A 12,240-nucleotide genomic window follows, 5' to 3' on the forward strand; every position below is an offset into this window, starting at 1 on the left:
TAAGGTTGGACTTGGTTCTTTCAAGTCTTACCGTTTATACGCTCCGCATGTTCTTACGAGGTTTCCCACGAGTTTAGAACTGTCGGAGCTTCTTTGTTCGTCCGGACTAGGATTAACTACTAGCTAATCCTTATCCTTTTACTGTTCTTGGTTCGTTTTCCAAACCGTTCTTTGAATTTTCTCTTAAGAATTTTCAAGGATCGTTGTCTATTGTTCAGTTATCAAGGTTCTCTGTCTCGCTCTTGAGCGACAACTTCTTTATTTTACCAAACTCATTATCGCTTGTCAAGAACTTTTTTTATCGCCGTCCAGGTTTTTCTTTTTCTTACCTTTCACAGCTATATGCCGCTTCTCACTCTTTTTTTAGACTTCTCTTGCGACAGCTTGTATAGACTATCATATCCCAACTCACCTGTCAACCCTATTTTTTACTTTTATCCTCTTTTCACTATTTTTATGCATTTCCCACAAAAAACTGCTGTTGTTCTACCTGACTTCACAAAGAATTTTATTGTGGGAAATCGTACGATCACATTTGTCACTTTCTGATTTTTATACATGATGCAGCCATTTCGTACCTCTCAAACGATATTCACTTGTAAAAATTTTCAGCAATTGATCTAATTTCAAAACAATATACACCCAGCATACAGGCCACTTCAATACCAGCCCTGTCAATATTCCGCAAGGGATCGTAAAGCCCCACAAAAATAAAATATCATTGAGCATTGCAAACTTTACGTCTCCGGCGCCTCGCAAAATCCCCATAGAATTCATGGTTTGTATTGAGCGGCATAATCTGACTTACATACATTTTCGTCGTATCCGTCACATTGTAGAAATCGGCTATAAAGCATCTGCATATGAGCATGATGAGCATTCCCAGAAGACCGACGAGGATGGAAATATTATGAAAAAATCTTTTTTGTATCTTTAATTCCTTCACATCTCCTGCACCGACTACATTTCCGATCATCACACATGCAGATGAATACATGCCTGATACAACGACCCCCGATAGTTCACTGATATTGGCGTAAATCGCATTTGCAGACACAACTTCCATTCCGATCCTGCCTAGGATCATAGACACTGCAGCTTCCCCCAATGCCCAGAGCAGCTCATTCAATACCACAGGAATACTTGTTGCACAAAACACTTTCCATGATACATCTCCCCCACAATAGACAGATGTTCCTGTTTTCTTTCCGATCACTCTCCTGGCATGCGTACAAAAATATTCCCAGAGATTTAACGTTCTTTCCTTCTTTTTCAAATATAACATCAAAAGCAGAAATTCTGTCATTCTCGCCGTAAGCGTCGCGATCGCAGCACCTTTCATCCCCAACCGGGGCATTTCAAATTTTCCAAAAATCAATATATAGTTTAAAACTACGTTTATGATAAGAGAGACGCTTGATAATACCGTAGCGATTTTTACGATATGAACCGATCTAAGCATGCACAACGTAACAGTCGTTGCCGTAAAAAATATGTACGACCAGCCGATGATCCTCAAATATTCCACTCCAAGCTTCACAACACTTTGATCGTTTGTAAACAAATGCATCATCATTTCCGGCGCTATGATCGCAGCGCCGCCGATAAGCGCCGCGAAGCCAGCTGCAACGCCATATGTATAGGTCAATATTTTATAAATCGGGCGCAGCTCCTTTCTCCCCCAATACTGGGAAACTAATACATTCGCCCCTCCGCCGATTCCATATACGACTAATGTAACAACAAAAAACAGCTGATTAGCAAGAGAAGATGCCGCAAGCGGCACCTCCCCCAATTGCCCCAACATGATTGTATCTGCCAGATTCACACAGAAATTTATTAAATTTTGTAAAGTTATTGGCAGCGCCATGCCAATTAAAATCTTGCATCTTTTTTCAGTCATGTGTTTTAAAATAACTCTCCATTACGCTATTATCATGTGGCGAAAGCAAATCACGACCGCCGTCATAAGCCAGACGATACGCGATCGTCTGCACCGCTGCAGATATTTCAATTGCTGTAAAATGTTCTGTCATAAGTTCTACTTTCAGATCCGTGTCATCTACAACATGATTTCCAATGACAAAACCATTCTTATTGATTTCTTTCATCCATTTTGCAAGTGCCAAACCCTTTTTTTCTTCTCTGCCATCGTTTAGAAAAATCACACAATGGTTACTGTTATAACCATAATTCGGACCATGCATCCCCTCTTCAAGTTCATATCCCACAGAAGCAATCTGTGGACATTCCCATACTTTCATGGCTCCTTCTAATGCCAGACCATACAGTGAACCTGCCCCTGTGAACACAAGCAATTGCGATTGAAACATCTTTCGCCTTGCCACATCCATCCACACTAGTGCCGCCTTTCGTATTTCTTCATGACTATTGGGCAATCGTCCTGCTTCTTTTATATATTCCTGATATTCTTCATTTGAAAGGTTCTTATAAGCTCTTCCAATTTCAAGTCCCATCAGCATATGGATCAGCACAGACGCACAATAACCGATTGTGCGCATCGGGCAGCCTTCTTCTCCGCTGCCCATATTTACAAAAATCATGCTTTCTTTTGCCAATGGCGTATCTTCTGATTCAGAAACTGCCACAGTCAGATAACCTTCTTCTCGAAATCGTTTCTGTGCTTCTCTTACAAAGTGTGAAGTACCTGTCTGAGAAGTAAATACATAAAGTCCTTTTTTATTACGAACAGATCTGTCATACATAAACTCATTTGAAGTCACGACCGTTACACGAAGTCCGCTTACCTTCTCAACAAACGGAGCGGAAGTAACCGCTGCCGTATTGGATGTACCTGAACCAATAAAAATGATTTCATCTACACGATCTTCCAATATCGCATTCTTTAATTCCTTCAGATACAACTCTCTATTTTCTAAAATATTTTGTAATACCGACGGAATTCTCTCTATACAACTAAGAATTGACTCCATTAGAAAATACCTATTACCTTTCCGAGGACACCGACAACCATCATTCCAAGCATGATCCAAATCGGTTTCACATTCTTCTTCACTAGCTTATAACACACAAATGTCAGAAACAACGGAAGCAGATTTGGGAAAATCTGATCCAGCATATCCTGAATAACCAATTCAGACCCCTGTATTTTGGCGACTGCGGGTATCTGGAAAGATACCATGGAACACGTCATCGCGCCTACCGTCATCAATCCTACAATTCCCGCGCCCTTTGTCAGCTTGCCAAGTACACCGTTCTCGCTGGCCGTTTTCAAAAAAGAGGTTCCCATGTTATACCCTGCAAACACTCCGTAATAACGAAGCAAATGCGCCAGTACATTGTATAACAGAAGATGGAGGATTACCCCCAGAATACTCCCCTGCGCTGCAAGAGCAACGCCGATACCAAGTGAGATAATACGCAGCGATCCTTGGAAAATAGAATCTCCGATTCCAGCAAACGGTCCCATCAAAGACAATTTTACGGCATTAATGGAGCCCTTATCGAACTTTTCATCTTCAGCTGCTTCTTTCTCCATAGAAGTGGACAATCCTGTAATAAAACCTCCCATTGTAGGAGTCGTATTAAACAACTCATAATGACGTTTATATCCTTCCAGTCTGTCTTCTTTTTTCTTGTTATACCGATCAATGACCGGTATCATGGTATACAGATACCCCAACGCCTGCATTCTCTCATAATTATATGTAGAACTTAAAGTCATTGTACGCCAAAAGACTTTTTTCAGCATCTTTTTATCCTGTGGATCGTTCACCTTAAATGTCTGATTAGTCATTGAACAACTCCTCCTCCCCATTGTCAGCCGCCTGTACCGCCGCTGTTTCTGTTTTCTCATTTAAAATCAAAATAACTGCCAGAATAATTCCTACACACGCGACTCCGATAATAGGAATATTGAAGAAGCTTACCAGTACAACTCCCAGGAAGAAGTATACTGCCATCTGTTTTGACCACATCATTCTTAATAAGAGCGCAAAGCCGACTGCCGGCATCAGACCTGTTGCATAATCTAGACCGTTCTGAACAACCGCTGGGATCGCATCTAACATTCCCTGTGCGAAACCTGTCCCAAATGCAAGCGCGACAAACAGTATGATCATCTTTGGAAGTTCCGGAAGGAAGGATACCAGAAAATGCACTCTTTCGATTCCTTTTGTATCTCCCTTTTCTACCAATTTCTCCACATATGGATTTACCAAACCGTTAATCAGATATTTTACCAGTGTAAATGTAGAACCAAGCGCGGCGATCGGTACTGCAAACGTAAGCGCTGTTTCCACATCTTGCCCCAAAGTGATAGAAAATGCGACTCCAATAACAGAACCTAAGGATGCGTCTGCCGGAAGAGTCCCTCCGATCTGCATAACTCCCAGAAATACTAACTGCAGCGTCGCTCCCGCAATAATACCTGCCTGCAAGTCTCCAAGCAATAATCCTACAATTGGACACAATACAAGCGGTGTGTTGATCATCGGGTAAGCAAACCAGGCTTCTGCCCATGTAATTACCCAGACAACAAGTGTGATAAGTAATGCGATTCCAATATTCATGTATATCCCTCCTCTAATAACTCTTCAATACCTCATCCAATGTTTTTGCCGAATCTGACGGAACCATACGAAATTCCACCTCATCCACCAGTTCCCCTAACTCTTTTAAAGATCGGATATCCTCATCATTAACATGTACTGCCGCCGCGATCAGCCTGCTTCCTTCTTTCTTCTTGACGCCGCCAATGTTTACTTTTTTAATGCCTTCTGTTTTTTTACACAAGCGCACAGCATCCTGGATTGTTTTGACAATTACAAAAATACTGATCTGCTGAGAACGCGGATCATTTAAAAGAGCTGCTCCGTCCTCAATGGAACGTATAGCCAATTTCATGCCGCTTGGTTTTGCCATCTTCAGCGCCATCTTTGCCATTTCATTTTCTACAACTTCATCATTCGCGATCAAAATTGACGTTGCATTTACATTGCCGACCCATGTCACGGCAACTTGTCCATGCAGCAGTCTCTCATCCACTCGCATCAGCTTTACCATAACTCATTCCCCTCCTCTTCTGTTTCAGTTAATATCTGGATCACAGTATGATCAAAGTACTGGATTCCTTCATTTGTTTCTTTTATTGCCATCTCAATTTCTTTTTTACAGCTTACGCCTCCTGAAACCATTGCCAGTTCAAGGGCAAGCCCTAAATTCATCCCACTGACCACACAAATCTTCGTATCCTCGCAAAGCTGCAGCATACAATTACATACACTACCACCTTTCACATCACACAATACGATCAGTTCTTCTTCCGGATCGGATCTTCGTATCTTCAGAATTTCCTCTAGAATTGCCTGTGGCTGTTCCCATGTATCCAGACCGAAAGCATCCACACGGATGCTTTCGCCTAAAATCATTTTCAACGCACTTTTCATTCCTTCAGCAAGACTTCCATGAGATGCCAGTATTAATTTGCTCATCTCTCTATTCCTTCCCTCAATCGGTTTTTATAACTCTGCTTCATCAATAACAATTGTATCTAAATCAATTGCTCCGCCAAGTGCGTCTACCTCTGCAAGGATCTTCTCTGCCGATGCACAACCGATACCAAAACGTGCAGCTCCCAGTTTATACATTTTAAGCAATGTATCCAAATCTCTTACGCCGCCCGCGACTTTCAACTGGGCTCTGTCTCCGATCGTATCTGCGATCACTTTTACATGATGCAGTGTCGTTGGTTTCCCGATGGAAAAACCAGAGCCTGTTTTTACATAATCAGCTCCCGCTTTGATAGAAAGTTCGCATGCTCTTACAATTTCTTCATCTGTTAAGAGCATCGCTTCAATAATGACTTTCAACGGAACTCCCGGCGTCGCGTCACGGACCGCTTTGATATCATTATATACAAGATCATCCAATCCTTCTTTTAACCAACCTACGTTAATCTGCATATCATTTGTTGCCGGCTCCAGTTCCATAAACTGATGCGCTAAGAACACCTTTGTCTCCGTTGACTCCTGACCTGTCGGAAACCCAAGAGATGTGCCAAATTTCGTTACCTCCGCGTCTTCCAATAGTTCTACAAGCTGTGGATAATAACAAGGCCAGCAGAAACATGTGCCGCATCCATACTTTTTGCATACCTCAACCATATGCTTCACATCACTCAATGTTGTATCCAGTTTCAGCACACTGGGATCCATCATATAAGCAATATCATCCTTTGTTAATACGTTTTTTCTCGGTCTTTCCGTTAAGATTCCTTTCATTATGTATCACCTTTCTTAAAATAATTTATATATAACTTTTACAGTTATCACACCTTATGTGCAGCCATTTATCAAGTATGCAGTTCTGTCAGCTTGCCATATTTCTTTCTGCACTCCACAAAACGCTCTGTATACGGTTTGTTATAAGCGACACATCCAACCGGCTGCTGGCGGATCATTAACTCTTCGCAATTCATGCACTGTGTACAGTATTTGATCTCATCCTCTCTGCCTTCCATCAATTTCAAAGGGGTAAGAGGATCGGCAAAGGACTGCCTGCCAAGTCCGACCATATCCATCATACCTTCTTCGATACAATGCGCTCCCATTGCAAACAGAGAAGATTTTTCCGGGTCAACAGAAAGCAGTTTGTTCTTCTTTCCTCTAAACGGTGAGAAGTGAGAACCGATCACAACCGTCTCCGGTTTCAGCGCTTTCTTCATCATATCTGCAAAGTAAATATGAAGATAGGAAAGCTCCGGCGCATCTTTGAGCGCTTCCATATAGTTCATCGCGCTATGCACATTTCCAAGAGACTCGATAAAATACGTAGCTCCTCGTTCTTCCAATCCCTTGATCAAATCAATAGGTTCTGTCATATCCATCAATGGGGATTCTGGTCCCGCTGAACCGAATCCACCCGGATGTCCCTCCCACATAGACATCTTGGAACCTACCAGGAAATTCTTATCGTAATTCACTGCTTTCATAATTTTTTCCTGCAGATCAAATGCCCACTGTCTTCTTCTCTCCCAGGACCCTCCATACTTCCAGTCCCGGTCGTTAAACGGGCGGATAATCTGTGAGCCAAGGTAGCCATGACAAAGCTTCATATCAATCCCGTCTGCGCCAACTGCGTATGCGATCTTGGTAGCCTCTACGAACTGCTCCATGATATGGTCTACTTCTTCCTCTGAAAGAATATCTCCGCCAATTCCGTACATCGGTTTGACACAAACTTTTCTGGAGAAATCCGATTCACTGATTTCTCCGGAATGTGTCAGCTGAAATACAATGAGTGTATCCGGATTTACTTCTTTCAATTTTTTGATAAAATTTGCCAGCGGCTTTTCATTCCGCGGCATGATCTCTAACTGTGTTTTTCTTGCTCTGGATTCGTTTGTGACAGTGATCGCCTCAAGATCGACCAATCCAAATCCGCCTTTATAAAGATTTTCATATCTCTGATATGTAAGATCTGTAGGATTCCCTTCTGCATCTGAATCTACACATTCCATTGGCTGTGCAAAAAATCTGTTCTTACATTCTCTTGTCCCGATTTTGATCGGACTTAATAATGTCTCTTTATATCCCATTGTGTTCTCCTTTTCTGTTCACTTAAGCTACGGTTTCTCCGCTTGCCAGTTTCATAATATTCTCTTCTGAGAAATCTGCTGTCATAAGTTCTCCGGTTATCGTTCCTTCATGCATGACCAGCACGCGATCCGATACCCCCATCAATTCCGGCATCTCTGACGAGATCATGATAATGCTGACGCCTTCCTGCACAAGTTTATCCATCAGCAGGTAAATTTCGTATTTCGCACCGACATCGATCCCTCTTGTCGGCTCATCTAAAAACAATATCTTACATTCTGACGCCAGCCATTTTGCCAAAACGACCTTTTGCTGATTTCCGCCGGAAAGATACTTGCATAATTTATCCATATCCGGAGAGACTACTTTTAGTTCCTCAAAATATTTTCCCGCCAATGTCCGTTCTTTTTTCCCTTGCATGAATCCGGAAGCAGATACTTTATCCAATGCCGCAGCCAATATATTATCCCGGATCCCCTGGTTCAAAAACAGCCCTTGTGTTTTCCGGTCCTCTGTGGCAAAGCCAAGGCCATATTTTACAGCTTTGTTTGGATGACTGATATGAACGTCTTCACCGTTGATCTTAACGGTTCCCGCACTATATTTATCGGCTCCGAAAATCGCACGCAGTACTTCTGTACGTCCTGCTCCCACCAGACCGCCGAATCCTAAGATTTCTCCCTTTCTTAACTTAAAGGATATGTCCTTAAACCGTTCTCCAGTCAGTCCTTCTACTTCCAGTACGGTCTCGCTGCTTTGACTGCGATGACGAGGCGGAAATGTATCTTTTAAGTCCCGTCCGATCATCTTACTGATCAGCCAGTCTTTATCAATATCCGCAATATTGGCATCTGTAATATACTTCCCATCTCGAAGTACCGTCACTCTATCGCAAAGTGCAAACAGTTCTTCCAGACGATGAGAAATATAAATTACAGTAATACCGTCTTCTTTCAACTTACGTACGATTTCAAACAATGTTTCAATTTCACTGTTTGTCAAACTATCTGAAGGTTCATCCATAATGATGATCTTAGAGTTATAAGATAATGCTTTCGCAATGTCTATCATCTGCTGCTGTGCGACACTTAAGTGCTTGGCAGGTATTTTGTAGCTTGGAATACTGCCTCTGCTCACATAGTCCAGATATTCCTTTGCGAACTCATTTTCTTGTTTTGTATTGATGACCTGTAATGTATTTTTTTCTTGTCCCAGCATGACATTTTTGATGGCATTCAATTCCGGAACCAGACTCAGTTCCTGATAAATGATCGCCACACCCTTGTCGATCGCGTCCCTCGGGTTTTTAATGGAAACTTCTTCTCCATTAATTTTAACGGTTCCCGCATCGGCTTTATATACCCCGGAAAGAACCTTCATTAACGTTGATTTTCCAGCTCCATTTTCACCGATCAATGCGTGAATCTCACCCTTTTTCACGCGGAGATTTACATGATCAAGTGCTGTGACTTTTGAAAACGTTTTTGTAACTCCTAACATTTCCAATGCATATTCACTCATTCTTTCACCTTCCCCACATGAATCTTATTTTTCTTTTCTCTGGAAAACAACAGCAACAAGAATAATCAGTCCTTTGATCAAACTCTGAAGGTTCGGATCCGCCCCAATCAAATTGAGGATATTATTTACTATCGCCATGATGATCACGCCTGCAAGTGTTCCTGCCAGCGTTCCGACTCCGCCGCTCATCGCAGTTCCACCGATAACAGCTGCCGCAAGCGCATCCATATCATATCCGGCGCTCCCGTTCGGCTCGCCCACGCGTACACGCGCCATAAGCATGACCCCGGCAAGTGCGGCAGTAAATCCGCAAAGGACATATGCCATGATCTTATTGAGATTCACTTTAATACCGGTCAGTCTTGCCGCCTCTGCATTGCTTCCGATCGCATAAATATGTCTGCCATATACTGTTTTGTGCAGTACGATCAAAAAGATGATCATCACAGCCGCATACAGTACAACTGCGCATGGTATGCCAAGTATATAGTCGGATCCGAAACTCTCCCAAAATTCCGTTACTTTTCCTCCCGGTGCACCTTTGGTGTATACCATAACAACACCTTTAATGATCATGTTCATTGCCAAAGTGACAATAAATGCCTCCAATTTTCTGGTAACGATGATAATACCATTTACCAGGCCGATCAGACATCCAAGAATCAACACCAGCGCTACCTGACCTGCCATAATTCCAGTCTGTCCTGCTTCTACTCCCTTCTCCATCATATCCGCTAGGAGACAGGCTGTCAGTGCCATGATACTGGTTACAGAAAGATCGATCCCTCCTACCAGTAGAACGACAGTCATTCCAATGCTGACTACACCTACGATAGATGCCTGTCTCAAAATATTCATAATATTAGAATAGGTCGGAAATATATCCGGAGAAGCGATGGTGGAAATAATAAATGTCAGTATAAGCACACCGTAAGGTACACTCACTGGATTGTTTTTTATTCTTTGTAAAATATTTCTTTTCTCTGTTTCCTTACTCATCGCTTTTTCTCCAATTCATCACTACTTGCTATTATTTATATAATATGGTGCGCTCTGTTGCCTCTGGGCTTACTAATACTTTGATCAGTTTTGAATTTTTCTTGATTTCGTGAAGTGTTTCCTCTAACTCTTCCAATGGGACGATCATGGAAATGAGTGGTGTAGGATCTACACGGTCATACTGCATCAATGTCAGTGCATCTGCCCAGTCATAGCCAATTCCAGCGCAGCTTCCGCTGATCTTCTTCTCACTTGTTACAAATTCAATTGGCGGCAATGACGCATAATCATCATCAGCGCACATACCGAATGCCTCCAGCTTACCTCCCTTACGCAGCATCTTAAATGCCTGCTCATAAGTACTGTGATGTCCGACAGCCTCCAAAACATAATCTGCGCCGATTCCATTTGTAAGCTTCATGACTTCTTCGACAGGATCACACTCTGCTGCATTGATCACATAATCCGCAACAACCTCTTTCGCCATTGCCAGTCTCTCCGGATTGGTATCCACCATGATGATCGGCGCGGCTCCACGAGCTCTTGCCAACTGTGCATGCATAACGCCCAGGCCTGCCCCGATGATAACGACACTGCGTCCGATCTCACAATTCATTTTGTGGGATGCATTTAAGCAGGCCGTCAACGGCTCTACAAATGCCGCTTTGATATCAGAAACCTCATCCGGAACTTTATAAATATTTTTCCATGGAACCTTTACATATTCTGCAAAGCCACCGTCTGTATGTATACCAATCTGTTTAAAATCAGAGCAAAGTAAGGATTCACCGATTCGGCACTGATAACATGTCCCGCAGGGAATTACAATGTCATAAGTAACTCTGTCACCAACCGAAAGGCCTTTTGCATTCGCTCCTACCTCTGCGATCGTTCCGCATACCTCATGCCCTGTGATCAGCGGAATGCACTCTACCTCATCCGCATATTTCCCTGTATAAGATCCCCAGTCCGATCCGCAGATACCACAATATTTTACTTTTACGAGTACCTCGTCATCATTGATCTGCGGGATCGGTACTTCTCTCAACTCGAAGCGTCCCACTTCAGCTAATACCTGTGCTCTCATTGTTCCTTCCATAGTTGTCTACCTCCATCTATTTTGTAAATAATTTGTCATGACGTTCTTCATATGGCGCATCGATTATCAACGGTCTTAAGAAATCAATTGTTTTCTTTGTGCCGTCGTCCACACTCATGATCACGTCCTCGTGTTCAAAGTTAAATACTCCGTCGTATCCATTGAGATACAGTTCGCTGATCAGGGCTTTCCAATTCACATCTCCCCATCCGGGAATTCTGAATCTGAAAGATCTGTCTTTTCTTGCCCAACCATCCTGCATATACATATTCAACCCTCCGCTTGCAAGATGATGTTTTAAGATCTCACAATCCTTAGCATGCACCGTTACGATGCGATCTGCCAATTCATACACGAACTGATTTACATCTATTCCTGAGAACAATACATTTGCAGGATCCAGATTGATTCCAAAACTCTCATGATTATCTGTTACTTCCAAGAGACGTTTTGTAGATTTAATATCATAAACAATATTGTTCGGGTGAGGTTCAAAGGCAACTTTCACACCGTATTCTTTATATTTGTCAAATACATATCCCCATTTCTCTGCAAATTGTTCTTCCTCATATTTCCATCCGTTTGGTTCCGGCCAGTCATTGATGTGTCCGTAATTTTCCATGCCAGAAAATGCGACAACACAGTTTACTCCAAGTTCGGCTGCCAGTTGAGCAGAACGAATCATACTCTCCTGACCGAATTTAATCTTTTCTTCTTTGCTGCCCGGGCATATAGAGTCCATTCCTGCACTGTATGGTCCCATGATCAATGGGGAATCCGCATGGTTGCTAAGTGCAGAAATGAACAGCCCGTGGTCTTCTATTTTTTTCTTAAATTCTTTCGCATTATTTCCTTTTAATAACTCTGCCGCATCTACCTGTCCATTGTCTGTATATGCCGGAAGTTCCACTGCATCATAGCCATTCCTTGCGGCAATCTCACAAACTTTGTCCACCGGTAAATTTGAATAATTCACTACACAAAAACCTAATTTCACTTTTTATTCCTCCATGCCTTTTATTTCTTTACATTTCTCTCAAA

The 12,240-nt window shown here is 42.4% G+C and carries 13 protein-coding genes; all 13 read right to left on the reverse strand.

The genetic code is table 11. From position 1 onward, the window contains the following. Positions 1-552: 552 nt before the first annotated feature. The 13 genes from WKT01_RS10495 to WKT01_RS10555 all read right to left on the reverse strand — a co-directional run bounded on the left by WKT01_RS10495 (position 553) and on the right by WKT01_RS10555 (position 12,196). On the reverse strand, positions 553-729 hold the full coding sequence (locus tag WKT01_RS10495) for a hypothetical protein (protein ID WP_270395628.1): 177 nt from the start codon (positions 727-729) through the stop codon (positions 553-555). Then, on the reverse strand, positions 719-1,903 hold the full coding sequence (locus WKT01_RS10500; protein ID WP_340312306.1) for an MATE family efflux transporter: 1,185 nt from the start codon (positions 1,901-1,903) through the stop codon (positions 719-721). Before WKT01_RS10500 ends, WKT01_RS10495 begins: the two co-directional genes overlap by 11 nt. Further along, positions 1,896-2,954 carry an SIS domain-containing protein gene (locus tag WKT01_RS10505; protein WP_340312307.1) on the reverse strand — a complete coding sequence of 353 codons (1,059 nt, stop codon included), beginning with the start codon at positions 2,952-2,954 and terminating at the stop codon, positions 1,896-1,898. The genes WKT01_RS10500 and WKT01_RS10505 overlap by 8 nt, the downstream gene beginning before the upstream one ends. Then, entirely contained in the window at positions 2,954-3,778 is an 825-nt protein-coding gene (locus tag WKT01_RS10510) for a PTS system mannose/fructose/sorbose family transporter subunit IID (protein WP_340312308.1), read from the reverse strand. Before WKT01_RS10510 ends, WKT01_RS10505 begins: the two co-directional genes overlap by 1 nt. Beyond that, a complete protein-coding gene (locus tag WKT01_RS10515) occupies positions 3,771-4,553 on the reverse strand; it encodes a PTS mannose/fructose/sorbose/N-acetylgalactosamine transporter subunit IIC (protein ID WP_340312309.1) in 783 nt (260 codons plus the stop codon). Before WKT01_RS10515 ends, WKT01_RS10510 begins: the two co-directional genes overlap by 8 nt. Positions 4,554-4,566: 13 nt before the next feature. Next, entirely contained in the window at positions 4,567-5,046 is a 480-nt protein-coding gene (locus WKT01_RS10520) for a PTS system mannose/fructose/N-acetylgalactosamine-transporter subunit IIB (RefSeq protein ID WP_340312310.1), read from the reverse strand. After that, complete coding sequence (locus WKT01_RS10525; protein ID WP_340312311.1) at positions 5,040-5,474, reverse strand: PTS sugar transporter subunit IIA; 435 nt, start codon at positions 5,472-5,474, stop codon at positions 5,040-5,042. Before WKT01_RS10525 ends, WKT01_RS10520 begins: the two co-directional genes overlap by 7 nt. A 27-nt stretch (positions 5,475-5,501) precedes the next feature. Further along, on the reverse strand, positions 5,502-6,263 hold the full coding sequence (gene deoC, locus WKT01_RS10530) for a deoxyribose-phosphate aldolase (protein ID WP_340312312.1): 762 nt from the start codon (positions 6,261-6,263) through the stop codon (positions 5,502-5,504). Positions 6,264-6,334: 71 nt separating this feature from the next. Further along, positions 6,335-7,579, reverse strand: coding sequence for an oxidoreductase (locus WKT01_RS10535; protein WP_117975078.1), 1,245 nt, complete (start codon positions 7,577-7,579; stop codon positions 6,335-6,337). A 22-nt stretch (positions 7,580-7,601) separates the two neighbouring features. Continuing rightward, positions 7,602-9,101 (reverse strand): sugar ABC transporter ATP-binding protein, encoded by a 1,500-nt coding sequence (locus WKT01_RS10540; protein ID WP_340312313.1) that lies wholly within the window; start codon positions 9,099-9,101, stop codon positions 7,602-7,604. Between the two features lie 24 nt (positions 9,102-9,125). Continuing rightward, on the reverse strand, positions 9,126-10,100 hold the full coding sequence (locus WKT01_RS10545) for an ABC transporter permease (RefSeq protein WP_117975076.1): 975 nt from the start codon (positions 10,098-10,100) through the stop codon (positions 9,126-9,128). Between the two features lie 31 nt (positions 10,101-10,131). Further along, on the reverse strand, positions 10,132-11,199 hold the full coding sequence (locus tag WKT01_RS10550) for a zinc-dependent alcohol dehydrogenase (RefSeq protein WP_117975075.1): 1,068 nt from the start codon (positions 11,197-11,199) through the stop codon (positions 10,132-10,134). 16 nt (positions 11,200-11,215) lie between these two features. Beyond that, entirely contained in the window at positions 11,216-12,196 is a 981-nt protein-coding gene (locus tag WKT01_RS10555; protein ID WP_117975074.1) for a sugar phosphate isomerase/epimerase family protein, read from the reverse strand. Positions 12,197-12,240: the final 44 nt, after the last annotated feature.

The sequence above is a fragment of the Mediterraneibacter sp. ICN-202921 genome, assembly GCF_037890075.1.
In the GTDB taxonomy this organism is placed as follows: Bacteria; Bacillota; Clostridia; order Lachnospirales; family Lachnospiraceae; genus Mediterraneibacter; species Mediterraneibacter massiliensis.